Raw genomic sequence first — 25,473 nt, 5'->3', positions numbered from 1 at the left:
CACCATGATCATTCAGAGCCTTCTTGATACCGACCTCTACAAGTTCACGATGATGCAGGTGGTGCTGCACCACTTCCCCGGTGCCAAGGTGGAGTACCGCTTCAAGTGCCGCAATGCCGGGATCGACCTTGCGCGCTTTGCCAACGAGATCCGCGACGAGGTGCGGGCCCTGTGCAGCCTGCAGTTCAAGGAAGCCGAGCTGGCCTACCTGCGCTCCATGCGCTTCATCAAGAGCGATTTCGTCGACTTCCTGGGCATCTTCCGGCTCAACGAGAAATACATCGACGTGGTGCCGCTGCCCTCGGGCGAGATCGAGATCAACATCCGCGGCCCCTGGCTGCACACCATCCTGTTCGAGATCCCGGTCCTGGCCATCGTCAACGAGGTCTACTTCCGCAACACGCAGCCGCAGCCCGATCTGGCCGAGGGCCGCCGCCGGCTCGAAACCAAGATCGGCCAGTTGCAGGCGGCCGGGCTCGGCGAACTGAAGATCGCCGACTACGGCACGCGCCGGCGCTTCTCGAAGCAGTGGCACGAGGAAGTGCTGCGCACGCTCAGTGACCGGCTGGGCGCAGTGGGCGCGCCGCACGCGGCCGACGCGCAGCCCCAGCTGGCCGGCACCAGCAACGTGCTCTACGCGATGAAGCTGGGCCTCATTCCGCTGGGCACCATGGCTCATGAATACCTGCAGGCCTGCCAGGCGCTGGGCCCGCGGCTGCGCGACAGCCAGATCTACGGCTTCGAGATGTGGGCACGCGAATACCGCGGCGACCTGGGCATCGCGCTGTCGGACGTGTACGGCATGAGCGCCTTCCTGCGCGACTTCGACCTGTATTTCTGCAAGCTCTTCGACGGCGCGCGCCATGACAGCGGCGACCCGTTCCAGTGGGGGGAACGCATGATTGCGCACTACGTGGCCAACCGCGTGGACCCGCTGACCAAGACGCTGATCTTCAGCGACGGCCTGACCATGCCGCGCACGATCGAGCTGTACCGCCAGTTCCGGGGGCGCTGCCAACTGGCGTTCGGCATCGGCACCAACCTGACCAACGACCTGGGCTACGAGCCGCTGCAGATCGTCATCAAGATGATCCGGTGCAACGGGCAGCCCGTGGCCAAGCTGTCAGACACCCCCTCCAAGAACATGTGCGAAGACGAGAAGTACCTGGCCTATCTGCGGCAGGTGTTCGAGATTCCGGCGCCGGCCGTGCAAGGAGCGGCGCAGTGAGCGCCGCTGCCGTGCCGCGCGCTGGCCGCGGGCGCCTGCTGCGCTGGCAGACCCTGCTCGCTGGTTCGGCCCTGCTGGCCTGCCCCGCGCTGGCGCAGGCCGCCGAGCTGGACGGCGCCAGCCTCTCGCTGATGTGGGCCGTGCCCTTTGCGGGGCTGCTGCTGTCCATCGCGCTGATGCCGCTGCTGCTGCCCGCCTTCTGGCACCACCACTACGGCAAGGTGGCCGCGGGCTGGGCGCTGGCCTTCCTGCTGCCCTTTGCGGTGCTCCATGGCCTGCCGCTGGCCGGCACGCAGTTCGTGCATGCGCTGGTGGCCGAGTACGTGCCCTTCATCATCCTGCTGACGGCGCTGTTCACGGTGGCCGGCGGCATCTACATCCGCGGCAACCTGCATGGCTCGCCGGGGCTCAACACGGGCATCCTGGCCGCCGGTGCGGTGCTGGCCAGCTTCATGGGGACCACGGGCGCGTCCATGCTGCTGATCCGGCCGCTGATCCGCGCCAACGACAACCGGCGCCACAAGGCGCATGTGGTGATCTTCTTCATCTTCATCGTCTCCAACATCGGCGGCTCGCTCACGCCGCTGGGCGACCCGCCGCTGTTCCTGGGCTTCCTCAAGGGCGTGGACTTCTTCTGGACCGCGCAGCACCTGTGGATGGACACCGGCTTCATGCTGGCCGCGCTGCTGGCCCTGTTCTATGGCCTGGACCGCTTCTACTTCAAGGAAGAAGGCGTGCTGCCCGTGGACCCGACGCCCGACACGCGCGGCATTGCCTTCGAGGGCCAGCACAACTTCCTGCTGCTGGGCGCCATCGTGGCGCTGGTGCTGATGAGCGGGCTGTGGAAGTCCACCGTGGTGTTCGATGTCTTCGGCACCCCCGTGGGGCTGCCGGGGCTGGTGCGTGACGCGGGCCTGATCGCCGTGACGCTGGCTTCGCTGTGGCTCACGGCGCGCCAGGTGCACGAGGCCAACCAGTTCAGCTGGGGCCCGATGGCGGAGGTGGCCAAGCTCTTTGCCGGCATCTTCCTGACCATCGCGCCGGTCATCGCCATGCTCAAGGCCGGCGCCAACGGTCCCTTTGGCGCCGTGGTGGCGGCCGTCACGCAGCCCGACGGCCAGCCCAACCCCGCGATGTACTTCTGGGCCACGGGGCTGCTGAGTTCCTTCCTGGACAACGCGCCCACCTACCTGGTCTTCTTCAACACCGCAGGGGGCGATCCGGCGCAACTGATGACGGCGCTGGCGCCCACGCTGGCGGCCATTTCTGCGGGCGCCGTGTTCATGGGCGCCAACAGCTACATCGGCAATGCGCCCAACCTGATGGTCAAGGCCATTGCCGAAGACCGGGGCGTGCGCATGCCCAGCTTCTTCGGCTACATGGCCTGGTCCTGTGCCATCCTTGTGCCGCTGTTCGCAGTGCTGACCTTCCTCTTCTTCTAAAGAGCCACGACATCCAATGACCCAGCCCGCCATCCTTGTTGCCCGCGCCGTCTTTCCTGAAACGCTGGAGCGCCTGTCGCAGCATTTCCAGGTCGAGTCGAACCAGTCCGATGAAAGCTGGAGCAAGGAGGAGTTCACCGCCCGGCTGCAGGGCAAGGCCGGCGTGTTCACCACCGGCAGCGAGCGCATCGACGCCGAACTGCTGGCCGCCTGCCCGGATCTGCGCATCTGCGCCAACATGGCGGTGGGCTACAACAACTTCGACGTCGAGGCGATGAGCGCGCGCGGCGTGCTGGCCACCAACGCGCCCGACGTGCTGACCGAGACCACGGCCGACTTCGGCTTTGCGCTGCTGATGGCCACGGCCCGCCGCATCAGCGAGAGCGAGCATTTCCTGCGCGCCGGCAAGTGGCGCAAGTGGAGCTACGACATGTTCGCCGGCGGCGAGGTGCATGGCAGCACGCTGGGCATCATCGGCATGGGCCGCATCGGCCAGGGCGTGGCCAGGCGCGGCGCGCACGGCTTCGGCATGAACGTGATCTACCACAACCGCTCGCGCCTGACGCCGGAGCTGGAAGCCGAATGCAAGGCCCGCTACGTGAGCAAGGAAGAGCTGCTCAAGACCGCCGACCATGTGGTGCTGGTGGTGCCCTACACGCCCGCCTCGCACCACACCATCGGCGCCGCCGAACTCGCGCTGATGAAGCCCAGCGCCACGCTGATCAACATCGCGCGCGGCGGCATCGTCGATGACGCGGCCCTGGCAGTGGCCCTGCGCGAAAAGCGCATCGCCGCCGCGGGCCTGGACGTGTTCGAGGGCGAGCCGCAGGTGCATCCCGACCTCCTGACGGTGCCCAACGTCGTGCTCACGCCGCACATCGCCAGCGCCACCGTGCCCACGCGCCGCGCCATGGCCGATCTGGCCGCCGACAACCTGATCGGCTACCTGGTCCACGGCAAGCCGAAGACGCCGCTCAATCCGGAAGTCATCGGCGCCAAGTGACACTGGCACAGATCACGCCCGGGGGCTGGCTGCTGCTGGCCCTGTCGGTGTTGAACCTGGTGCTGCTGGCCGTGCTGCTGTGGCGGCGGCCCGACGACCGTGCCGCGGAGGAACTTGGCGACAGGCTCAGCGCGGCGCTGGCGCGCAGCGAGCGCAACCTGCGCACCGAGCTGGCCGATGCCGCCCGCGCCGGCCGGCTCGAAAGCGGCCAGCAACTGGCCGGCTTCCAGCAGGCGTTGCTGGCCCAGGCGGCAGAAGCCACGCGCACGCAGAACGCGCAGATCGATGCGTTTGCGCAGCAACTGGCCGTGCTCCAGCGCACGCTGGGCGACACGCTGAACCAGCAGCTGCACAGCCTCAGCGAGTCCAACGCGCGCCGCATCACCGAAGTGCGCGGCACGCTCGAGACGCAACTGGCGCAGCTGCAGGCCAGCAACGCCACCAAGCTCGACGAGATGCGCCGCGTGGTCGACGAGAAGCTGCAAAGCACCCTGGAGGCGCGCCTGGGCGAGAGCTTCCGCCAGGTGGCCGAGCGGCTGGAGCAGGTCTACAAGGGCCTGGGCGAGATGCAGACCCTGGCGCAGGGTGTGGGCGACCTCAAGCACCTGCTGACCAACGTCAAGACCCGCGGCATGTTCGGTGAGGCCCAACTGGGCGCCTTGCTCGAGCAGGTGCTTTCCCCCGAGCAGTACGCGGCCCAGGTGGTCACGCGGCCCGACACGCGCAACCCCGTGGATTTCGCCATCCGCCTGCCCGGCCAGGCCAGCGACGGCCGGCCGGTGTGGCTGCCCATCGACGCCAAGTTCCCCAACGAGGACTACGAGCGCCTGCTCGACGCGCAGCAGCGCGCCGATGCGCTGGCCGTGGAGGCCGCGGCCAAGGCGCTGGAATCGCGCATCCGGCTGGAGGCGCGCGGCATCCGCGACAAGTACGTCGAGCCGCCGCACACCACCGACTTCGCCATCCTCTTCCTGCCCACTGAGGGCCTTTATGCCGAAGTGCTGCGCCGGCCGGGCCTGATGGAAGCGCTGCAGCGCGAGCACCGCGTGACCCTGGCCGGCCCCACCACGCTGCTGGCCATGCTCAACAGCCTGCAGATGGGATTTCGCACGCTGGCGCTTGAAAAGCGCAGCAGCGAGGTCTGGCAGGTGCTGGGCGCCGTCAAGACCGAGTTCGAGAAATTCGGCGGCGTGCTGGCCAAGGTGCGCGACCAGACCCAGACCGTGCTCAACACGCTGGAAAAGGCGCAGACCCGGACCAACGTGCTCAACCGCCGGCTGCGCGAGGTGGAGGCGCTGCCCGAAGGTCAGGCGAAGGGGCTGCTGCCCGGCCTGGATGCCGAGGCGGGCAACGCCGAAGATGACAGCGCAGCTTGAGTTCGGCAAAAAAATTGCTTGAAACTGTCGATTCAGCAAAAATTCCCGGCTCACCAGAGGAAAAAATGACTGGCCGGCTGCTTGGGTACGAATTCTTGCGGGAGTCCTTGAGCTTGCCGGCCTTTCCCGTGCGCATGCCTGCGCGGGTGGCGCCGGTCACGCGAGTCACGCCAACGGGTGAGTTCCTGAGCGTGCCGGAGGCCACGGCGCCTTCGAGCGACGACGCCCTGGATCATCTTCTGTTCGCCTTCAAGCATGAGGGCATGAATCTTCAGGTGGCGCTGCTGGCGCTGAAGACGATTCCAGAGACCCTGGTCGCCCAGGCTTTCTGCCTTGCACCGGGCAGCCGCTTCGCCAGAACGGCCGCCTACCTGTGGGAGCTGGCGCATGGCCGGCCGATGGCGTCCTCCATTCAGATGGGGCCGACCGAGATCAAGCTCCCCTTGGCCAATGGGGCCTATCACAAGCTCTTCGACGAAACCCGCTACATCACCGGCCGCGTGGTGCGCGACACGCGCTGGCGCATTGATTTCAATGGCCTGGGCACGCCCGACTACTGCCTGAGCGTGGAGCGCACACCGGCGCTGGAAGCCCTGCTGGCCGAGGACATCCTGGCGCAGGTCGCTGCTTTTGTGGACAGCGCCGACCCGGCGGTGCTGGACCGTACCGTTCGCTGGGCCTACCTGAGCGAAACCGAGGGCTCCTTCGAGATCGAGCGCGAACGGCCCAGCGCGAACAAGGCCGAGGCCTTTGCCGCCTTGCTGGCCAGGGCGCGCCAGAACGAGCCCGTCACGCCGGACTATCTGGTGGCCCTGCAGCAAGTGGCCGTGACCAATCCGCTGGATCGCGCCGAGGCATTTCGCACGCACCAGAACTGGCTGCGCAACGGCATGCCCGGCGTGCTGGGCGTCACCTACGTTCCGCCTCCGCCCGAGATGCTGCCGGCGCTGATGGCGCCCATCCTCGCGCTGGCCAACGACCATGCGAGCCCGGTGGACGTGCTGGTGCGCGCGAGCCTGGTGAGCTTCGCTTTCGTGATGGCGCACCCCTTCATGGACGGCAACGGTCGTCTGTCGCGCTTTCTCTTCCACAAGGTGGCGTGTTCTGACGCGCGGCTGGCCAGCGGCCTCGTGCTGCCCGTGTCGGTGGCCATGAAGCGGCACGAGCATGAGTACCTGCAGGCGCTGCAGTCCTTCTCGCGGCCGGCGCGCGCCTTGTGGGAAGTCACGCAGATCAGCGATGCCCGTTTCGATGTCCGCCTTCGCGGCGATCCGCTGGTCTACCGCTATTGGGACGCGACGGCCGGTGTCGAATTCGGCCTGCGCATGGCCGGCGAGGCGCTGCGCAAGGATCTGACCGACGAGATGGCGTTTCTGCTGCGCTACGACGCGGTCTATCGCGCGGTGAATGACGCGGTCGACATGAACAACACCGACCTGGTTCTGTTCGTGCGCGCCTTTATCCAGAACGGCGGGTTGTCGAAGCACCGGCGCAGGCAACTGCTGGCCAAGGGGCACCCGGAGGCGCTGGTCGATGCTGCGGTGGTTGCTGCCACCGAGGCATGGGCCTTGTTGAGCGATGGCGACGAGCCCGGCGCGCAGGAAGCTTCCGCGTGAACGGCGCCGAACTGCTGCGGCTGATCGGCGCCCAGGTCTGCGTGCATGCCACCATGGCCGGCCTGCGGCTGGCGGCGCCGCTGCTGGCGCTGCAGCAGGGCTACAGCGCCATGGCCGTGGGGGTGCTGATCGCGCTGTTCGCGCTGACCCAGGTGTTCCTGGCCCTGCCGGCCGGCCGTTTTGCAGACCGGCACGGCCTGCGCAGGCCGCTGGCTCTGTCGGCCACGGCCGCCACGCTGGGCGCGGCCCTGGCAGGGGTCTTTCCCGTCTTTCCGGTGCTGTGCCTGGCGGCCTTGCTGACCGGCGGCGCGACCGGCGCGACGGTGATCGCGCTGCAGCGCCATGTGGGCCGCGCGGCCACCGATTCCAGCCAGCTCAAGCGCGTGTTCAGCTGGCTGGCCATTGCGCCGGCCGTGGCCAACTTCCTGGGGCCCTTCGGTGCCGGGCTGCTGATCGACCACGCCAGCACGCTCGTCGGCGGCGCGCCGGCCGACCTGCTCTCGTACCGGCTGTGCTTTGCCGTGCTGGCCTTGCTGCCGCTGCTGTGCTGGGCACTGGTGCGCGGCGCGCCCGAGGAAGCCCCCAGCGCGCCGCCTGCGGGCGCCGCGCCCACGCGCGCCTGGGATCTGCTGCGCGATCCCATGTTCAGGCGCCTGCTCTTCGTCAACTGGCTGCAGTCCTCGAGCTGGGACGTGCACGCCTTCGTGCTGCCCGTGCTGGGGCATGACCGGGGGCTGAGCGCCGCCGTGATCGGCACCATCCTGGGCGCCTTCGCCATCGCGGCCGCGGCCATCCGCATCGTGCTGCCGGTGCTGGCCTCACGCACCTCGGAGCGCGTGGTGATCCTGAGTTCCACCCTGGCCACGGTCGCGGTGTTTGTCGCCTACCCGCTGCTGTACTCGCCCTGGCTGATGGGCCTGTGCTCGGTGGTGCTCGGCTTCGCGCTGGGCAGCGTGCAGCCCATGATCATGAGCCTGCTGCACCAGATCACGCCGCACCACCGCCACGGCGAGGCCCTGGGCCTGCGCCTGATGACCATCAACGCCTCCAGCGTGGCCATGCCGCTGCTCTTCGGCTCGCTGGGTGCGCTGATCGGCATCGGCGGCGTGTTCTGGGTGATCGGCGCCACCGTGCTGGCCGGCTCGCGCATGGTGTGGGGGCTGCGGTTGCCGGAGCGCTGAAAAAAAGCGCTTCAGCGCGCAGGCGGCGCTGCCGCCGCCTGCGCCAGATGCTCCACCAGCAGCCGCGCTGCGGGAGAGAGCTGGTCCTGGTGCCGGTAGCAGATGGCGAAGCGGCGCTGCGCCCAGGGTTCCTTGAGCGCCACGATGCGCAGGCCCTCGCTGCCGCCCGAGGCCGCCGCGATCTGCCGCGGCACGATGGCCAGGCCCAGGCCCGCGCGCACGCAGCGCAGGGCCGCGTCGAAGGTCGAGACCACGGCCCGGTAGTACAGGGGCCGGCCGATCACGGCCGCGGCGCGCGCCAGCATCACATGCACGGCCGTGCTGGCCGGCAGCCCCACGTGGTCATGCGCCAGGGTCTGCGCAAAGCTGCAGCTGCGCAGCCGCGCCAGCGCGTGGCCGGCGGGCACCACCACGCAGAGTTCGTCGCCGCGGTAGGGCCGCGTCTGCAGCCCGGCCAGGTCGGCCGCGTCCCAGCAGATGCCCACGGGCGCCAGGCCCTCGCGCAGGGCACTGACCAGCTCGGCGCTGTTGCGTTCCTCGAGGTCCACGCGGATCTGCGCATGCTCGGCCAGGCTCAGGAAGTTGGCGATGTCGTCGGGCAGCGACTCGGTGATGGAAGAGACCGAGGCCAGCACGCGCACCTGGCCCTTCACGCCATGGCGATAGGCCGTCATGTCGCGCGCGATGCGGTCGGCCGTGGCCAGCATGGCGCGCGCGTGCTCCAGCAGGATCTCGCCGGCCGCCGTGGGCACCACGCCGCGGCGGTGGCGCTCCAGCAGCGGCGCATGCACCTGCGCCTCCAGCTGCGCCAGGCGCTTGCTGATGGCCGAGCCGCCGATGTGCTGCAGCTCGCCGGCGCGCGCGATGTTGCGCTGGTCGCAGGCGGCGACGAACAGGCGCAGGGAGGTGAGGTCGAGGTCGTGCATGGGTGTGCTCTTCCAAATTGGAATCTCTAGGCCGAAAAATTATCGCTTCATGATCCTGTTAGGAATCTCTAAAGTTCAGGCCGTTCCCACGGAGACAGACCAGCCATGAGCCAAGACGCCATCCCCCGCCGGGTCACGATTCGAGAAGTCGGCCTGCGCGACGGCCTGCAGAGCATTGCCACCATCGTGCCGACCGAGCACAAGCTGCAATGGCTGCGCGACGCCGTGGCCGCGGGCCAGCGCGAGAGCGAGGTGGGCTCCTTCGTGCCGCCCAGGCTCATGCCGCAGTTGGCCGACACCGAGGAGGTGCTGGCCTTTGCCAAGACCTTGCCGGGCTTGCGCGCCTCGGTGCTGGTGCCCAATCTGCGCGGCGCCGAACGCGCGCTGGACGGCGATGCCGATTTGATGATCCTGCCGCTGTCGGCCAGCCAAGCCCACAGCCTGGCCAACCTGCGCAAGACGCCCGACGACGTGGTGGCCGAGCTGGCGCGCATCCGCGCCGCGCGCGATGCCTCGGGCCGCAAGACGCTGATCGAGGGCGGCGTGGGCACGGCTTTCGGCTGCACCATCCAGGGCAGGGTCGAAGAAAGCGAGGTGCTGCGGCTGATGCAGGCGCTGCTCGACGCCGGCGCCGACCGCGTGAGCCTGGCCGACACGGTGGGCTATGCCGACCCGGGCTCGGTCAGCCGCCTGTTCGAGAAGGCGCTGAAGATCGCGGGCGATCGTTTCTGCTGCGGCCACTTCCACGACACGCGCGGGCTGGCGCTGGTGAACGTGCATGCCGCGCTGCAACTGGGTGTGGATCGCTTCGACGCTTCGCTGGCCGGCATCGGCGGTTGCCCGCATGCGCCCGGTGCCAGCGGCAATGCCTCGACCGAAGACCTGGCCTTCATGCTCGCTGCCATGGGCATCGAGACGGGCCTGGACATCCAGGCGCTGCTGGCGCTGCGCGCCCGGGTGGCCGGCTGGATCGAAGGCGAGCCCACGCACGGCGCGCTCTGGCGCGCGGGGCTGCCCAAGACCTTCGTGGCCCCTGCGGCGCTTGCCTGAGCAGCCCTTCTCCATTTTTCCTCACGCGCATCTCATGACCACCTCTGAACCCTCGCTGCCGCTGGCCGGCATCCGCGTCCTCGAATTCACCCACATGGTGATGGGCCCCACCTGCGGGATGATCCTGGCCGACCTGGGCGCCGAGGTCATCAAGGTCGAGCCGCCCGGTGGCGACAAGACGCGCAATCTGCCGGGCCTGGGCATCGGCTTCTTCCGCAGCTTCAACCGCAACAAGAAGAGCATCGTGCTGGACATCACGAGCCAGGAGGGCCGCGCCACGGCCACCGAGCTGGCCGCCAGTTGCGATGTGGTGCTGGAGAACTTTCGCCCCGGGCTGATGAAGGAGCTGGGCCTGGACTTCGACACGCTCTCGCGCCAGGCGCCGCACCTGATCTACGTGAGCCACAAGGGCTTTCTGCCCGGCCCCTACGAAAAGCGGCTGGCGCTGGACGAGGTGGTGCAGATGATGGGCGGCCTGTCGTACATGACCGGGCCGCAGGGCCGGCCGCTGCGCGCGGGCACCAGCGTGAACGACATCATGGGTGGCATGTTCGGCGCCATCGGCGTGCTGGCCGCGCTGCGCGAGCGCGAGCGCACGGGCCGCGGCCAGGAAGTGCAGAGCGCGCTGTTCGAGAACTGCGTGTTCCTGTCTTCGCAGCACATGCAGCAGTTTTTGATGACAGGCGAGCCGCCACCGCCCATGCCTTCGCGTGTCTCGGCCTGGAGCGTGTATGACGTGTTCACCCTGGCCGAAGGCGAGCAGTTGTTCATCGGCGCGGTGAGCGACAAGCAGTTCAACACCCTGTGCCGCGTGCTGGAGCGCACCGACCTGCCGGCGCGCCCCGAATACGCCGACAACGCCGCGCGCGTGGCCGTGCGTCCGCAACTGCTGGCCGAGCTGGGCGACATTCTGGCCAGCCACCGCATCGCCACGCTGGCGCCGCAGCTGGAGGCTGCAGGCATCCCCTACGCGCCGATCTCGCGCCCCGAGCAGCTCGTGAGCGACCCGCACCTGAAGCAAAGCGGCGGCCTGGTGCCCATGCAGACCGAGGACGGCGGCAGCACCGACGTGGTGCTGCTGCCCCTGACCCTGGGTGGACGCCGCCCCGGCGTGCGCATGGCGCTGCCGCGCATCGGCGAGCACACCGAGCAGGTGCTGGCCACACTGGCCGCGGCGCGCACGGCCCGCAAGGCCGCCTGAACCGCCCCGACCCATTCACGACGAAGGAGACAAAAGACATGAGCCTCAACTTCCACGCATTCGGCCGCCGCACGCTGCTGGCCTTCGCGGCAACGGCCGCATTGGCCGGCTTCGCGGGCGGCAGCGCGCAGGCGCAGAGCCAAGCGCCGCTGCGCGTGATCCTGCCCGTGGGTGCGGGCTCGGGGGTGGATGTGATCGTGCGCTCGGCGCAGAACGCGCTGTCCCGCGCGCTGGGCGGGCAGGCCGTGGTGATCGAGAACCTGCCCGGCGCGGGCGGCATCACGGGCACGCAGGCACTGGTCAAGGCCGCGCCCGATGGCAACACCATCGCCGTGCTGTCCAACAACCATGCCGTGAACCCGAGCGTGTTCAAGAAGCTGCCCTACGACAGCCTGAGCGACATCACGCCCATCACCATCGTGGGCGGCTCGCCCTTCGTGCTGGTGGTCAACCCCCACAAGGTCGCCGCCAAGAACGCCAGAGAGCTGCAGGCCGCCATGAAGGCCCGGCCCGGCGAGTTCAACTACGCCTCTTCGGGCAACGGCACCATCATCCACCTGGCCGGCGAGCTTTTCGTGTCCGAAGCCGGCGTGAGCGCGCGCCACATTCCCTACAAGGGCATGGGCCCCATGATCACCGACATCATGGCCGGCCAGGTCGAGATGGGCGCCGCGGCCGTCGCGGCCGTGCAGGGCCAGATCAAGGCCGGCACGCTGCGCCCCATCGGCGTGATGGGCAAGGAGCGCGTGAATTCGCTGCCCGAGGTGTCCACCATCGCCGAGCAGGGCCTGCCCAACGTCGACATCGCGGGCTGGTTCGCCGCCGTGGCGCCCAAGGGCCTGCCCGCCGCGCAGGTCAAGCGCCTGCACGATGCCTTCGTCACCGCCTTCAACGACCCCGAGGTCAAGGCCGGCTTTGCCAAGCGCGACGACTTCACCATCCTGGGCACGCCCGAGGAGGCTGCGCGCTTCCTCAAGAGCGAGCAGGAGCGCTATGCCGCGCTGGTGAAGAAGGCCAACGTCACGCTTGAATGAGGGAGGCGGCCCAGTGCCGTGGCACTGGCGCCTCGCCTCACTTGACCTGCTGCTTGCCCAGCTTGCGCGCCAGCGTGCGCCGGTGCATGCCCAGCCGGCGCGCGGTCTCGGAGATGTTGAAGCCGGTCTCGGCCAGGGTCTCGTGGATGCGCTCCCACTCCAGCGTCTTGATGGAGCTGGTGCGGTTTGTCAGCTCCACGTCGGTGCTGCCCTCGGCCATGCCGAAGGCGGCCTCGATGTCGTCGGTGTTCGAGGGCTTGGCGAGGTAGTGGCAGGCACCCAGCTTGATGGCTTCCACCGCCGTGGCGATGCTGGCAAAGCCCGTGAGCACCACGATCAGCATGGCCTCGTCATGGGCGTGCAGCGTCTGCACGCAGGCCAGGCCCGAGGCTTCGCCGGCCAGCTTCAGGTCCACCACCGCGTGGGTGGGCGCGAAGCCCCGCAGCTGCGCCTGCAGCTCGTCCAGCCCGTTGGCCACGCGCACGGTGTAGCCGCGGCGCTCGAAGGAGCGGGCCAGGGTGCGCGCGAAGGCGGCATCGTCTTCGACGATCAGCAGTTGCGGCCCGGGGGCGGGGCTGGTGGGTTCAGTCGACATGCTCGGGATCTTCGTCGGGCAGCACGATGGCCGTCAGCGGCAGGGTGATTCTCAGCTCGGCGCCGCCTTCGTCGCGGTTGCGGGCCGTGACGCCGCCGCCCAGGGTGCGCGCCACGTTCACCACCAGGAACAGCCCCAGGCCGCCGCCGGGGCGGCCCTTGCTGGACTGGTAGGGCTTGCCCAGCTGCTGCAGCATGGCCGGCAGGAAGCCCGGGCCTTCGTCGCACACCGTCAGCAGCAGGGCGTCGCCCTCGCGCGCGGCTTCCAGCCATTGGGCCTGCGGCGAGGCTTCGAAGGCATTGTCCAGCACGTTGCCGATCATCTGCTTGAGGGCCGAGTCCGAGACCATGGGCAGGTCCTGGCCAAAGCGGTTGCTGTAGCGCAGCCGGTTGTCGGGCCGGCGCCGGCGCCAGTCGCCCACCACTTCGTCGAGGAAGGTGCAGACCGTGGTCTCGGCCGAGTTCTCGCCGCGCGCTTCGCCGGCCGACAGCAGGATGCCGCTGACAATGGACTTGCAGCGTGCCACCTGCGCCTGCATCTCGGCCACGTCCTCGGCCAGCTCGGGCTCGGAGCTGAAAGTGGGCAGGTGCTGCCAGTCGCCCAGGATCACGGCCAGGGTGGACAGCGGCGTGCCCAGTTCATGCGCGGCGCCCGAGGCCAGCAGGCCCATGCGCACGATGTGCTCCTCTTCGGCCGCGCGCTGGCGCAGCGCGGCCAGGCGGGTGTCGCGCTCGCGCAGGTTGGCCACGATGCGGGTGATGAAGAACACCAGCAGCGCCGCATTGAGCGCAAAGCACACCAGCAGCCCCAGCATGTAGGGGCTGGCCAAGCCGCGCGGCGTGTGGCTTTGCAGCGGCAGCGGCTGGGCGAAGATGGCCAGGCCCGCGAAGCACAGGGTGGTGATGCTCACCAGCGTCCAGGTGGCCCAGGCCGGCAGCAGCACGGCCGCCAGGATCACCTGCAGCAGGTACAGAAAGACGAAGGGGTTGGCCGCGCCGCCGCTCAGGTAGAGCTGGGCCGTGAGCATGCCCACGTCCACCAGCAGGCCCACCAGCAGCTCGGCGCTGGTGACGGGCCGGCGCGTGCGCCAGCGCAGCAGGCTCAGCACGTTGAAGCCGATCAGCGCCGCCAGCACGGCCAGCATCTGTTGCAGCGGGATGGCGATGCCGAAGCCGTAGTGCACGACTTCGATGGTGACGATCTGGCCGAAGACCGCGATCCAGCGCAACTGGATCAACTGCTGCAGGTTCTTCAGGCCCGTGGCCGCGTCCAGGCCCGAGGCGGCCTGGGTGGCGGTGGGCGCCAGCTCTGGCGTGGCAGGGGTGGGGCTGGTCATGCCGGTGCGGCGAAGAGGAACACTGGGCCGATGATCGCTCAAGGAAGATCGTCGTCCTCGGGCCGCCGCGGGCCGCGCGGTTCATGGCGCCAGACGTAGACCGCGCCGGCCAGCACCATCAGCGCCAGCGCGTACCAGGTGATGGCGTAGACCAGGTGGTTGTCGGGGAAGCGGATCACCGTCATGCCACCGGCCGGCCAGGCGTTGCTGGCGCGTGCGGGCGTGTCATCGGCATCGACGAAGTAGGGCGCCACCTGCGCTGCGGGGAGGCCGCGCGCGGCGGCAATGGCCGGCACGTCGCGTGAGAACCAGCGCTCGCCGGCCGCGTCGTTGCTGCGCAGGAAGCCGCCCTTGGGTTCGCTGATGCGCAGCAGGCCCTCGACGCGCTGCTCGCCTTCGGGCGCGGGCATGCCGCGCTGGCCGTTCTCGCGCGCGGCCGGCGGCACGAAGCCGCGGTTGACGAGCACGATGGCCCCATCGTGCTGCGCAAAAGGCGTGATCACCCAGAAGCCGCCGCCCAGTGCCGTGGTGGCCTGCACCAGCGCTTCCTTGTCGTGCAGGTAGCGGCCCTGCAGCCGCACGCGCAGGTATTCGTGCGTGGCGGCGTTCACCTGCGGCCATTGCGCCGCGGGCGGCGGCGGCACGGCGGGTGCATGCACGCGCGCATCCACGCGCGCGATCAGCTCGCGCTTCCAGAACAGGCGCTGGACCTGCCAGCTTCCCAGGCCGAGCAAAAGCACCATGAGCAAGGCCGCGCTCACCGCCAGCACGCTCAGGAAGAGCGTTCGGCGTGGAGGGCGGCCTGCTGCTGCGGTGCCGGAGCGTTCTTCCGGCATGCGCGTCAGTGCGAGGAGTGCAGATGCATGGGCATCATGTTGGTGTTCATGTGGAACATCACCCACAGCGTGCCCGCGATGGCGATGGCCACGAAGACGATGGTGAAGATGGTGGACAGCAGCGTCCAGCCGCCCTCGACCTTGCCGTTCATGTGCAGGAAGAACACCATGTGGACCACGATCTGCACCACGGCCAGGCCGCCCAGCACCAGCACGGCGGTGTTGCGGTCGGTGATGACGTTGGCCATGACCAGCCAGAAGGGGATGGCCGTGAGGATCACCGACAGCACGAAGCCGATGACGTATTCCTTCAGGCTGCTGTGCGGGCCCACGTCATGGTCGTCGTGGTGGTCGTCGTGACCGTGCGCGTGTGTGTCGTGTGCGTGCGTGCTCATCACAGCACTCCCATCAGGTAGACAAAGGTGAAGACGCCGATCCAGACCACGTCCAGGAAGTGCCAGAACATGGACAGGCACATCAGGCGGCGCTTGTTCTCGCGGATCAGGCCATGCTTGCCGATCTGGATCATCAGCACCACCAGCCAGATCAGGCCGAAGGTGACGTGCAGGCCGTGGGTGCCCACCAGCGTGAAGAAGGCCGACATGGCGGCGCTGCTCTGCGGCGTGGCGCCCACGTGGATCAGGTGGTGGAACTCATAGAGTTCCACGCCCAGGAAGGCCAGGCCGAACAGGCCCGTGACGGCCAGCCAGACCAGCGTGCCGGCCTTGTCGTTCAGCTGCTTGCGCAGCATGGCGAAGCCGAAGGTGATGGACGACAGCAGCAGGAAGGCCGTGTTGATGGCCACCAGCTTGAGGTCGAACAGCTCGGCGCCGCCGGCACCGCCCGCGTAGCTGCGGCCCAGCACGCCGTAGGTGGCGAAGAGCGCCGCAAAGATGAGGCAGTCGCTCATCAGGTAGAGCCAGAAGCCCAGCGCGGTGCCGTTCTCGGGGTGCGGTTCATGCGCGAGGTGGTACTCGCGCGGTGCGTCGGAGGCGGCGCCGGTGGCGTGGCGCGGACCGGAGGCCGGCACGTGCAGGCCGGCGGGGTGGGCGATATCAGACATGGCGGGCCAGCAGTTGGGTGCGCGCGTTCTCGGTGGCGATCACTTCGGATGCCGGGATGTGGTAGTCGCGCTTGTAGTTGAAGGTGTGGATGATCGAGCCGATCACGATGGCGGCGAAGGACGCGATGGCCAGCGGCCACATGTGCCAGATCAGCGCGAAGCCCCAGATCAGCGACAGCACGGACAGCACCACGCCGGCGCCGGTGTTCAGCGGCATGTGGATGGCCTGGAAGCCTTCCAGCGGGCGCTTGTAGCCGTGGCGCTTCATGTCCCACCAGGCGTCCAGGTCATGGACCACGGGCGTGAAGGCGAAGTTGTAGGCCGGCGGGGGCGAGGAGGTCGCCCATTCCAGCGTGCGGCCGCCCCACGGGTCGCCCGTGTGGTCGCGCAGCTGGTCGCGCTTGAGGTAGCTCACGAAGATGCAGATCAGGAAGCTGGCGATGCCGATGGCCACCAGCACGGCGCCGAACAGCGCGATCTGGAACCAGATCTGCAGCGACGGGTCTTCGAAGTGGCTGACGCGGCGCGTCACGCCCATCAGGCCCAGCACGTACAGCGGCGTGAAGGCGAACCAGTAGCCGGCCAGCCAGAACCAGAAGGACATCTTGCCCCAGAAGTCATCGAGCCTGTAGCCGAAGGCCTTCGGGTACCAGTAGGTCATGGCGGCGAACAGGCCGAACACCACGCCGCCGATGATCACGTTGTGGAAGTGGGCGATCAGGAACAGCGAGTTGTGCAGCACGAAGTCGGCCGGGGGCACGGCCAGCAGCACGCCGGTCATGCCGCCCACCACGAAGGTGACCATGAAGCCCACGGTCCACAGCATCGGCACTTCGAACTTGATGCGGCCGCGGTACATGGTGAAGAGCCAGTTGAAGATCTTCGCGCCCGTGGGGATCGAGATGATCATGGTCGTGATGCCGAAGAAGGCGTTCACGCTGGCGCCCGAGCCCATGGTGAAGAAGTGGTGCAGCCACACCACATACGACAGGATGGTGATGCACACCGTGGCGTAGACCATCGAGGTGTAGCCGAACAGGCGCTTGCGGCTGAAGGTGGCCACGACTTCCGAGAAGATCCCGAAGGCCGGCAGCACCAGGATGTAGACCTCGGGGTGGCCCCAGATCCAGATCAGGTTCACGTACAGCATGGGGTTGCCGCCCAGCGTGTTGGTGAAGAAGTTCGTGCCGACGTAGCGGTCCAGCGACATCAGCACCAGGGCTGCCGTCAGCACCGGGAACGAGGCGACGATCAGCGCGTTGGTGCACAGCGAGGTCCAGACGAAGACGGGCATCTTCATCAGGTCCATGCCGGGCGCGCGCATCTTGACGATGGTCACCAGCAGGTTGATGCCCGAGAGCGTGGTGCCCACCCCGGCGATCTGCAGCGCCCAGATGTAGTAGTCCAGCCCCACGCCGGGGTTCTGGTGGCCCAGGTTCGACAGCGCCAGCCAGCCCGAGGTGGAGAACTCGCCGAGGAACAGCGAGACCATCACGAGGATGGCGCCGGCCGTGGTCATCCAGAAGCTGAAGTTGTTCAGGAAGGGGAAGGCCACGTCGCGCGCGCCGATCTGCAGCGGCACGAGGTAGTTCATCAGGCCCGTGACCAGCGGCATCGCCACGAAGAAGATCATGATCACGCCGTGGGCGGTGAAGATCTGGTCGTAGTGGTGCGGCGGCAAATAGCCCATGTTGTCGCCAAAGGCCATGGCCTGGTGCAGGCGCATCATGATGGCGTCGGCAAAGCCGCGCAGCAGCATCACGATGCCCAGCACCATGTACATGATGCCGATCTTCTTGTGGTCGATGCTGCAGAACCAGTCGTGCCACAGCGGGCCCCAGAGGCGGAACTTGGTGATCACGCCCAGCATGGCCAGGCCGCCGAGCACCACGGCGATGAAGGTCACGAGCACGATGGGCTCGTGCGCCATGGGGATCGAGTCCCAGGTGATGCGGCCCAGCAGCCAATGGGCGGGCGCGGAAGTGTGTTCAGCTACGGACATGAGGGTCACTCGATGAGGGTCTCGGGCGTGCAGATCGACTGCGCGGCTGCAGTCGTGAGCGCGCGCTCGGCGGCATGGGCGCGGTTGCGCGTGGCGTCCTTGTGCATGATTTCGTGCATGCAGGGCTGGCCGTCTTCCACGCACAGGTTCAGCACGCGGTTGTAGAGGCCGTCTTCCACGGTGGAGAAGCGCGCCACGGGGTTGCGCTCGCTGGGCTTGGCCAGCTCGCGGTAGGCCTCGCGCGTGAGCGGCTGGCCTTCGGTCTTGGCCTTGGCCACCCACTTGGCGAAGTCTTCGTTGCTCAGGCCATGGAACTTGAAGTGCATGCCCGAGAAGCCCGCGCCGCTGTAGTGCGAGGACATGCCCTTGTACTCACCGGGCTTGTTGATCACGGCGTTCAGCTCGGTCTGCATGCCGGGCATGGTGTAGATCATGCCGGCCAGGTCGGGCACGTAGAACGCGTTCATCGTGTGGCTGGAGGTCAGCTTGAACAGGATGGGGCGGTCCACGGGGGCGGCCACTTCATTGACCGTCGCGATGCCCTGCTCGGGGTAGAAGAACAGCCACTTCCAGTCCAGCGACACCACCTGCACTTCCAGCGGCTTGACGCCTTCGGCCAGGGGCTTGCCCACGGCGATGCGGTCCAGCGGGCGATAGGGGTCCAGCTTGTGGGTGCTGATCCAGGTCAGCGCGCCCAGCGCGATGATGATGACCAGCGGCGCCGACCAGATCACCAGCTCCAGCTTGGTGGAGTGATGCCAGTCGGGCGCGTACTCCTCGTCCGAATGCTTGCTGTTCTGGCGGTAGCGCCAGGCGAACAGCAGGGTCAGGATGATCACCGGCACGATGATCAGCAGCATCAGAACGGTGGCGATGACGACCAGCTTGCCTTGCTGGGCGGCAATGTCACCGGCGGGATTGAGCACGACGAGCTTGCTGCAGCCGGCCAGCAGGGCGGCGGCGGCAAGCGCGAGCGGTGCGCGGAGGTGGTTCAGTGGCATGGAACGAGGAGGGAGGAGTCGACGGCTGGACCCAGTGTTAACCCGGGTTGCACAAAACGCTGGAAATGTAACCTGCACCCGAGGGCGCATCGATTGGACGTTTTGTCCCACGCCAGCCGCAAACCCGGTCCGGCAAGCTATATAGTGCTTCGCAGGGACCCTCAGGGAACTTTGAGAGAACGCATTGACGAGGAGACTGCGACGATGACAGGTATCAGTTACGCCACCGCCCATGGCGCTTCCCTGGACTCCCATGGCGGTCAGGCACCGGAGCGCGAACACCAGGTGGCGCCGGGCGACATTGCCGTGGGAGTGGTGATCGGCCGGACGTCCGAGTATTTCGATTTCTTCGTCTTCGGCATCGCGGCCGTGCTGGTCTTTCCGGCCGTGTTCTTCCCGCTGGAGCAGCGCCTCACGGGCACCTTGCTGTCCTTCGCGCTCTTCGCCCTGGCCTTCGTGGCCCGGCCCTTCGGCACGGTGCTGTCCATGGCGGTGCAGCGTCGCTGGGGCCGCGCCACCAAGCTGACGCTGGCGCTGTTCCTGCTGGGCAGCTGCACGGCGGGCATGGCCTTCCTGCCCGGCTACGACAGCATCGGCATGAACGCCGTGTACCTGCTGGCGCTGCTGCGCATCGGCCAGGGCATGGCCACGGGCGGCTCCTGGGACGGCCTGCCTTCGCTGCTGGCCATGAATGCGCCCGAAGGCAAGCGCGGCTGGTACGCGATGGTGGGGCAACTGGGCGCGCCCGTGGGCTTCATTCTGGCGAGCGCGCTGTTTGCCTACCTGTACGGCAGCCTGTCGGCCGAGGACTTCCTGGATTGGGGCTGGCGCTATCCCTTCTTCGTGGCCTTCGCGATCAACGTGGTGGCCCTCTTTGCCCGGCTGCGGCTGGTGGCTTCGCAGGAATATGAAGACCTGCTCGAGCAGCGCGAACTGGAGCCTGTGAGCGCGCGTGAGCTGATCAGCCACCAGGGCCACAACGTGTTCCTCGGTGCCTTTGCGGCACTGGCCAGCTACGCGCTGTTCCACCTGGTGACGGTGTTCCCGCTGTCGTGGATCCAGCTGTTCTCCCAGCAGTCGATCACGGGCTTCCTGCTGATCCAGGTGGTGGGTGGTTTCCTGTGTGCGGGCGCCATCGTGGCCTCGGGCTGGATCGCCGACCGCTTCGGCCGGCGCAACACGCTGGGCGCGCTGGCGGCCATGATCGCGGTCTTCAGCGGCTTCGCGCCCACGCTGCTGGACGGCGGCAACCTCGGCCAGGACGTCTTCATCCTGCTGGGCTTCGTGCTGCTGGGCCTGTCCTACGGCCAGGCCTCGGGCACCGTCACGGCCAACTTCGCGCCGCGCTACCGCTACACCGGCGCCGCGCTGACCTCGGACATCGCCTGGCTGGTGGGTGCGGCCTTCGCCCCGCTGGTGGCGCTGGGTCTGTCGGCGCACTTCGGGCTGGGCTATGTCAGCGTCTACCTGCTCTCGGGCGCGGCCTGCACGCTGGCGGCGCTGGTGCTCAACCGCGCGCTCGAAACCCGCGACGACTGAGGGTGCTCAAGGCGCCTGCTGCAGGCGCAGCACTTCCTCGGCCAGCGCCTGCACGCTCAGCGGCGCGCTGCCCTCGGCCTTGTTGTTGATGCACACATAGGCGTTGTGGCCGGCACGGGTGGTGCCCGCCACCACGCGCGCCAGCACGGCGCGCGTGGCCGGGTCCGGATCGACCAGGCGGTCGAAGGGCTCGTAAAGACCCCTGGCCTCCTCGTAGCCGTAGGCGCCGTGCAGGCGGTTCAGGTTCCAGCGGCACACCAGCGGGCCGGGCCACAGGGCCCGCAGCACGGGCAACTGCTGCTCGATGGGCGGCAGCTTCGGGTGCAGGCCCAGGCAATAGGTGGCTCCCGCGCGCCTCAGCACCTCGGCAAAGGCCGGCGTGAGCCAGGCCGCATCGCGCACTTCCACGGCCACCACCGCGTCGGGCGCGACCGGGCGCAGCGCGGGCAGCGCATGGAGCAGGGCGGCCAGCCGCTGCAGCAGCGCCTCGGGTTCGGCCAGCAGCGCCAGGGGCAGGGGGCTGATCTGGAACACCAGCGCGCCCACATGCGAGCCCAGGCCCTCCAGCGCGGGCCGCACGAAGCTCTCGATGGCCAGGGCCGGGTCCAGGAAGGCGGGATTGGGCTGCAGGGCGCGGCCATCCTCGCCGCGCACCAGTGCATCGCAGACCAGGCTGGGGGCCTTGACCACGAAGCGGAAATGCGGCGGCACCTGCGCGGCGTACTGCGCGTACTGGCTGGCCGTCAGCGGACGGTAGAAGCCGCGGTCCAGGCTCACGCTGCGCAGCAGCGGGTGCTGCGCATAGGCCTTGAGGCCGTGCCGCGACAGCGTGGGCTGCGCATGCGCGCCTTCCCAGACCAGGCCTTGCCAGCCCGGAAAGTGCCACGACGAAGTGCCCAGGTGCAGGCGCGAAGGCAGGGTGCCGGCCAGCGCCTGCAGCTGCGCGCCCGGCGCAGCGGGCTGCACCTGCGCGCCCGCGCCGGCCCGCGCCTTGCGCTTGGGCGGCGAAGGCGCTTCCTGCGGCGGGGCCACGGGCGGTGCCACGGCGGGCGGCGCGGGGTCGTCGCCGAACAAGGAGGCCTGCTGCACATCGTTCATCGGGGCCGGATTCTGCGCGCACCGCGCCGGCGCTGCCCCGGGCGGGTCGAGCCCTGACAATCGCGGCATGCCGCCGCCGCTTTTCCTGCCCGTCTTCCTGACCACCGCCAAGCCGGGGTGCCTGTGAGCGGACCCGGCGACGAACACTGGATGCGGCTGGCCCTGGCGCAGGCCCAGGCGGCGGCTGAGGCCGGCGAGGTGCCCGTGGGCGCGGTGGTGGTGCGCCAGGGGCAACTGCTGGCCACGGGCCGCAACACCCCCATTGCGGCGCACGACCCCACGGGCCATGCCGAAGTCAACGCGCTGCGCGCGGCCGCGCAGGCCATCGGCAACTACCGGCTGGAAGACTGCGAGCTGTTCGTGACGCTGGAACCCTGCCCCATGTGCGCGGGGGCCATGCTGCACGCGCGGCTGGCGCGCGTGGTGTTCGGCGCGGCCGATCCGCGCACCGGCGCGGCCGGCTCGGTGCTGGACCTGTTCGCGCAGCCGGCGCTGAACCCGCACACCGAGGTGCAGGGCGGGCTGCTGGCGCAGGAATGCGCGCAGCCGCTGCAGGCCTTCTTCCAGACCCGCCGCGCCGAGGCCCGCGCCCGCGCCCAGCCTCTGCGCGACGACGCCTTGCGCACGCCCGAGGCGCGTTTCGACGCCTTTGCGCCGCCCGCACAATTGCGCGCGACGGCCGGGCTGCCCAGCCTGGGCGGGCTGCGCATGGTCTGGCTGGACAACGAAGCGCAGCTGGCGCACGACGACACGCAAGCCGCCGTGCTGTGCCTGCATGGCCCGGGCCAATGGGGCGCGCTGTACCAGGGCCTGTGGGCGCGCCTGCCCCGGCGGCGCCTGCTGGTCCCCGACCTGATCGGCCATGGCCGCAGCGACAAGCCCAAGAAGAGCGTCGGCCATGACATCGCATGGCACGCGCGGGTGCTGGACGAATGGCTCGATGCGCAGGGCTTGGGGCCGGTGCAACTGGTCTTTCATCCGGCGCAGGCCGGGCTGGCGCAACTGCTGGCCGGGCAGGCCGGGCGCGTGGCCTCGCTTCATCCTCTGCCCGCCACGGCGCTGCACGCGCGCGGCACGCCCGACTGGCTGGCCGCACCCTATCCGGATCGCGGCCACATGGCCGCGCTGTCCACCTGGGGGCTGACGCGGCCGCTGGCGCAGCAGCTCACGCAGGCGGGGCTGGACGCGCTGGTGCGCGAGCTGCAGGCCGGGGACGCGGCACGCTGAGTCGCGATGGGATACTGCGCGCCGTGAACAGCAAGAGCATCTACATCTATTCCCCTTCCGGCGCCGTGCGCGACAAGGCGGCCTTCCGCCGCGGTGTGGCGCGCCTGAAGGCCATGGGCCACGACGTCCACATCGACGAAGCCGCGCTGCAGAGCCACCAGCGATTTGCCGGCGATGACGACACGCGCCTGGCCGCCATTGCGCGTGCCGCCGCCAGCGGCGCGGACGTGGCGCTGATCTCGCGCGGCGGCTACGGCCTCACGCGGGTGCTGGACCGACTGCCCTACAAGGCGATTGCCAAGGCGGTGGACAAGGGCACGGCCTTCGTCGGTGTGAGCGACTTCACGGCCTTCCAGTCGGCCGTGCTGGCCAAGACCGGCGCCGTCACCTGGGCCGGCCCGGCGCTGGGCGAAGATCTCGGCGCCGAGGAAGGCCCGGACGAGATCATGGCCGCCTGCTTCGACGACCTGCTCTGCGGCCAGGGGGAGGGCACGGGCTGGCGCCTGCCCGCGCGCGATGCCGATGTGGGCTTCAAGGCCCTGCGCGGCGCCACCCTGTGGGGCGGCAACCTGTGCGTGCTGAGCAGCCTGCTGGGCACGCCTTACTTCCCGCAGATCGACAAGGGTGTGCTCTTCCTCGAGGACGTGGCCGAGCATCCCTACCGCATCGAACGCATGCTCGACCAGCTGCGCCACGCAGGCGTGCTGGCGCGCCAGCGCGCCATCGTGCTGGGCCAGTTCAGCAACTACCGCGCGGTGCCGCACGACCGCGGCTTCAAGCTGCAGACCGTGGTGGACCGTCTGCGCGGCCTGTTGAAGGTGCCGGTGCTCACGGGCCTGCCCTATGGCCATGTGCCGACCAAGGTGCTGCTGCCGGTTGGGGCGCAGGTGGAGATGGCCCGGCAGGAGCGCGAGGTCTTCATGGTCTGGGGCCATGCGGCCGGCGCCGGGCATGCCCATGACCACGGCCATCATGGGCACGAGCACGCGCACCACGGCCACTGAGCCGGCGCGGGCCTGCGCCTGCTGAGCCCGGGGCCGTCAGCGCTGCTGGCGGTGAGGGCGAGCGGGGCGCGAAGGCCGTGTGGCGCCGGCCGTCATCGACGCGGGCAGCAGGCCCTTGAACAATTCATTGAGCGGTTCCACTTCGTGGCGCGCCGTGGCTTCGCCATGCACGGCGCTGAGCGCGGCCATCAGGTCCTGTCGCAGGTACCACAGGTCTTCCATCTCGGTGGCGTAGCGGATGCGCTCGGCCACCCGGTAGAACGCGGCGCCTTCGTGGCCGGCCAGCAGCCCCAGCATGTGGCTGCGCACGCGCTCCATCCCTTGCGAAGAATTCGGTTGTGTGTCGGCGCCTGCGGACCGGTGGAAGGTCCACAGACGTAGCAAGCTGTTGCGCGCGCCCATTGGTGCAGTAACGTTCAGATACGTGAAGAGGGAGGTCGAGAAGATAAGGTCCGAATGAGACAGGTGCAAGTCACACTTTGCACTGACATCAGTCGTTCGGTGGACGCGTTGGCGCGCCTGGACGGCGCCGATCAGACATGGGGAGGTGTCATGTGGCGGACCCACTTGTCGCGAAGGCTTTGGCAGTATTGCTACATTGATCCGCAAGGCGCACGCCTTCGCACTCCCAACCCTGAACTTCGCGGCCGCACGGCATGACCACCACAGTCGTCTTTGCAGACCTCACGGGCAGCACGCGGGTCTTCGAAGCCATGGGCAACGTGCGTGCGACGCAGACCGTCACCGAGATCACCCAATGGATGGCGCACGTGTGCGAGAGCCACGGCGGCCGCGTGATCAAGAAGCTGGGCGACGGCGTGCTGGTGGTGTTTGAGAACGGCCTGGGCGCCGTGAACGCCGTGCTCGAGATCCAGCGCGGCCACGACAAGCGCCTGCAGGCCTGGCCGCTCGCGCTGCGCATGGGCATCCAGATCGGCGTGGCCAGCGGCCAGGTGATGGAAGTCGAAGGCGATTGCTATGGCGACGCCGTCAACGTCGCATCGCGCCTGAGCGACCTGGCGGGGCCCGGGCAGATCTGGGCCACCGACGCGGTCATCGCGCAATTGGCGCGCACGCAGGTGCTGCACTGCTACCTGGGCGCGATCCAGGTCCGCGGCCGGCAGGACGCGCCGGTGGTCTACCGCGTGGACTGGCAGGAAGAGAGCAGCGACCTGCTGACCCAGCCCGGCGAGCTGGCCACGCTGCTGCCCGGCCATGCCGATTCAGGCTTCGGGCAGATCGAGCTGGCCTGGCTGGACGTGCGCTCCCTGTTCAAGGTGCAGCAACTGCCCATCGTGCTCGGGCGCGTGGGCGACGTGGACTTCCTGGTCAACGACCCGCGGGTTTCGCGCGTGCACCTGCGGCTGGAATCGCGCAACGGGCACTGTGTGCTGGTGGACCTGAGCACCTACGGCACCTGGGTGCGCTTTCGCGGCAATGCCGGGGCGGCAGACACCGAGATCGCGCTGCGCCGCGAAGAATGCGTGCTGCATGGCAGCGGCGAGATCGCGCTGGGTGCGCCGCTGAGCGACTTCACGGCGCCGACCATCGGCTTCAGGCTGGGCGGCGGGCGGCTGGAGCTGGCGCCCGCGGCGCGTTTTCTGGGCCGCAGGCGCTGAGAGGCCGCGCGCCGGCCGCAGGCGCCGGCAGTGTCCACGTCAATGAGAATATTTCTCGTTTGTTGGATACTCGCGCTTTTAGCCTCGCACCCAGGT

The 25,473-nt window shown here is 68.7% G+C and carries 23 protein-coding genes; 13 read left to right on the top strand and 10 right to left on the bottom strand.

Translation table 11 applies throughout. The features are described 5' to 3' along the window. The first annotated feature begins 4 nt into the window (after positions 1-4). The 6 genes from pncB to PGB34_RS00335 all read left to right on the top strand — a co-directional run bounded on the left by pncB (position 5) and on the right by PGB34_RS00335 (position 7,846). Positions 5-1,228, top strand: coding sequence for a nicotinate phosphoribosyltransferase (pncB, locus tag PGB34_RS00360; protein WP_271426081.1), 1,224 nt, complete (start codon positions 5-7; stop codon positions 1,226-1,228). After that, on the top strand, positions 1,225-2,670 hold the full coding sequence (locus PGB34_RS00355; RefSeq protein ID WP_408647800.1) for a sodium:proton antiporter: 1,446 nt from the start codon (positions 1,225-1,227) through the stop codon (positions 2,668-2,670). The genes pncB and PGB34_RS00355 overlap by 4 nt, the downstream gene beginning before the upstream one ends. Positions 2,671-2,686: 16 nt before the next feature. Next, positions 2,687-3,673 (top strand): 2-hydroxyacid dehydrogenase, encoded by a 987-nt coding sequence (locus PGB34_RS00350; protein ID WP_271426080.1) that lies wholly within the window; start codon positions 2,687-2,689, stop codon positions 3,671-3,673. Beyond that, a complete protein-coding gene (locus PGB34_RS00345) occupies positions 3,670-5,049 on the top strand; it encodes a DNA recombination protein RmuC (protein ID WP_271426079.1) in 1,380 nt (459 codons plus the stop codon). The genes PGB34_RS00350 and PGB34_RS00345 overlap by 4 nt, the downstream gene beginning before the upstream one ends. A 113-nt stretch (positions 5,050-5,162) precedes the next feature. After that, positions 5,163-6,665: a Fic family protein gene (locus PGB34_RS00340; protein WP_271426078.1), complete on the top strand. Its 1,503-nt coding sequence runs from the start codon at positions 5,163-5,165 to the stop codon at positions 6,663-6,665. After that, complete coding sequence (locus PGB34_RS00335) at positions 6,662-7,846, top strand: MFS transporter (RefSeq protein ID WP_271426077.1); 1,185 nt, start codon at positions 6,662-6,664, stop codon at positions 7,844-7,846. The genes PGB34_RS00340 and PGB34_RS00335 overlap by 4 nt, the downstream gene beginning before the upstream one ends. Positions 7,847-7,857: 11 nt before the next feature. Here PGB34_RS00335 and PGB34_RS00330 read toward each other — a convergent pair whose 3' ends face one another. Then, on the bottom strand, positions 7,858-8,772 hold the full coding sequence (locus PGB34_RS00330) for a LysR family transcriptional regulator (RefSeq protein WP_271426076.1): 915 nt from the start codon (positions 8,770-8,772) through the stop codon (positions 7,858-7,860). 105 nt (positions 8,773-8,877) lie between these two features. On the opposite strand from PGB34_RS00330, the gene PGB34_RS00325 reads away from it, so the two are divergent. Genes PGB34_RS00325 through PGB34_RS00315 form a run of 3 tightly spaced genes read left to right on the top strand, consistent with a single transcriptional unit; the run spans position 8,878 to position 12,057 of the window. Then, entirely contained in the window at positions 8,878-9,822 is a 945-nt protein-coding gene (locus tag PGB34_RS00325) for a hydroxymethylglutaryl-CoA lyase (protein ID WP_271426075.1), read from the top strand. Positions 9,823-9,856: 34 nt separating this feature from the next. Continuing rightward, positions 9,857-11,023: a CaiB/BaiF CoA transferase family protein gene (locus tag PGB34_RS00320; RefSeq protein WP_271426074.1), complete on the top strand. Its 1,167-nt coding sequence runs from the start codon at positions 9,857-9,859 to the stop codon at positions 11,021-11,023. A gap of 38 nt (positions 11,024-11,061) precedes the next feature. After that, positions 11,062-12,057, top strand: a complete 996-nt coding sequence (locus PGB34_RS00315; RefSeq protein WP_271426073.1) for a tripartite tricarboxylate transporter substrate binding protein — start codon at positions 11,062-11,064, stop codon at positions 12,055-12,057. Positions 12,058-12,094: 37 nt separating this feature from the next. Here the strand turns inward: PGB34_RS00315 and PGB34_RS00310 are convergent, their stop codons facing one another. The 7 genes from PGB34_RS00310 to cyoA all read right to left on the bottom strand — a co-directional run bounded on the left by PGB34_RS00310 (position 12,095) and on the right by cyoA (position 18,890). Beyond that, entirely contained in the window at positions 12,095-12,652 is a 558-nt protein-coding gene (locus tag PGB34_RS00310; protein WP_271426072.1) for a response regulator transcription factor, read from the bottom strand. Next, on the bottom strand, positions 12,642-13,988 hold the full coding sequence (locus PGB34_RS00305) for an ATP-binding protein (RefSeq protein ID WP_271426071.1): 1,347 nt from the start codon (positions 13,986-13,988) through the stop codon (positions 12,642-12,644). Before PGB34_RS00305 ends, PGB34_RS00310 begins: the two co-directional genes overlap by 11 nt. A gap of 38 nt (positions 13,989-14,026) precedes the next feature. Further along, on the bottom strand, positions 14,027-14,824 hold the full coding sequence (locus PGB34_RS00300) for an SURF1 family protein (protein ID WP_271426070.1): 798 nt from the start codon (positions 14,822-14,824) through the stop codon (positions 14,027-14,029). A 5-nt stretch (positions 14,825-14,829) separates the two neighbouring features. Next, complete coding sequence (cyoD, locus tag PGB34_RS00295) at positions 14,830-15,219, bottom strand: cytochrome o ubiquinol oxidase subunit IV (protein WP_271426069.1); 390 nt, start codon at positions 15,217-15,219, stop codon at positions 14,830-14,832. Continuing rightward, a complete protein-coding gene (cyoC, locus tag PGB34_RS00290) occupies positions 15,219-15,887 on the bottom strand; it encodes a cytochrome o ubiquinol oxidase subunit III (protein WP_271426068.1) in 669 nt (222 codons plus the stop codon). Before cyoC ends, cyoD begins: the two co-directional genes overlap by 1 nt. Then, positions 15,880-17,817 (bottom strand): cytochrome o ubiquinol oxidase subunit I, encoded by a 1,938-nt coding sequence (gene cyoB, locus PGB34_RS00285; protein WP_408647822.1) that lies wholly within the window; start codon positions 17,815-17,817, stop codon positions 15,880-15,882. Before cyoB ends, cyoC begins: the two co-directional genes overlap by 8 nt. A gap of 77 nt (positions 17,818-17,894) precedes the next feature. Beyond that, positions 17,895-18,890, bottom strand: coding sequence for a ubiquinol oxidase subunit II (gene cyoA / locus PGB34_RS00280; protein ID WP_271426066.1), 996 nt, complete (start codon positions 18,888-18,890; stop codon positions 17,895-17,897). 204 nt (positions 18,891-19,094) lie between these two features. Here cyoA and PGB34_RS00275 point away from each other — a divergent pair, with 204 nt between their 5' ends. Further along, positions 19,095-20,429 carry an MFS transporter gene (locus PGB34_RS00275; protein WP_271426065.1) on the top strand — a complete coding sequence of 445 codons (1,335 nt, stop codon included), beginning with the start codon at positions 19,095-19,097 and terminating at the stop codon, positions 20,427-20,429. Between the two features lie 6 nt (positions 20,430-20,435). Here the strand turns inward: PGB34_RS00275 and PGB34_RS00270 are convergent, their stop codons facing one another. Further along, a complete protein-coding gene (locus PGB34_RS00270) occupies positions 20,436-21,527 on the bottom strand; it encodes a DUF72 domain-containing protein (RefSeq protein WP_271426064.1) in 1,092 nt (363 codons plus the stop codon). Positions 21,528-21,650: 123 nt separating this feature from the next. Here PGB34_RS00270 and tadA point away from each other — a divergent pair, with 123 nt between their 5' ends. After that, complete coding sequence (tadA, locus tag PGB34_RS00265; RefSeq protein WP_333908999.1) at positions 21,651-22,754, top strand: tRNA adenosine(34) deaminase TadA; 1,104 nt, start codon at positions 21,651-21,653, stop codon at positions 22,752-22,754. Between the two features lie 23 nt (positions 22,755-22,777). Then, positions 22,778-23,758, top strand: a complete 981-nt coding sequence (locus PGB34_RS00260; RefSeq protein WP_271426063.1) for an LD-carboxypeptidase — start codon at positions 22,778-22,780, stop codon at positions 23,756-23,758. A gap of 36 nt (positions 23,759-23,794) precedes the next feature. Here the strand turns inward: PGB34_RS00260 and PGB34_RS00255 are convergent, their stop codons facing one another. Next, positions 23,795-24,076, bottom strand: coding sequence for a hypothetical protein (locus tag PGB34_RS00255; RefSeq protein WP_271426062.1), 282 nt, complete (start codon positions 24,074-24,076; stop codon positions 23,795-23,797). 338 nt (positions 24,077-24,414) lie between these two features. On the opposite strand from PGB34_RS00255, the gene PGB34_RS00250 reads away from it, so the two are divergent. Beyond that, positions 24,415-25,377: an adenylate/guanylate cyclase domain-containing protein gene (locus tag PGB34_RS00250; protein WP_271426061.1), complete on the top strand. Its 963-nt coding sequence runs from the start codon at positions 24,415-24,417 to the stop codon at positions 25,375-25,377. The last annotated feature ends 96 nt before the right edge of the window (positions 25,378-25,473 follow it).

The sequence above is a fragment of the Xenophilus arseniciresistens genome (assembly GCF_028023875.1).
GTDB classification, from domain to species: domain Bacteria; phylum Pseudomonadota; class Gammaproteobacteria; order Burkholderiales; family Burkholderiaceae_C; genus Xenophilus; species Xenophilus arseniciresistens.
Note: the sequence above shows the minus strand (reverse complement) of the source record. Positions and strands in the feature narration are given on the sequence as shown.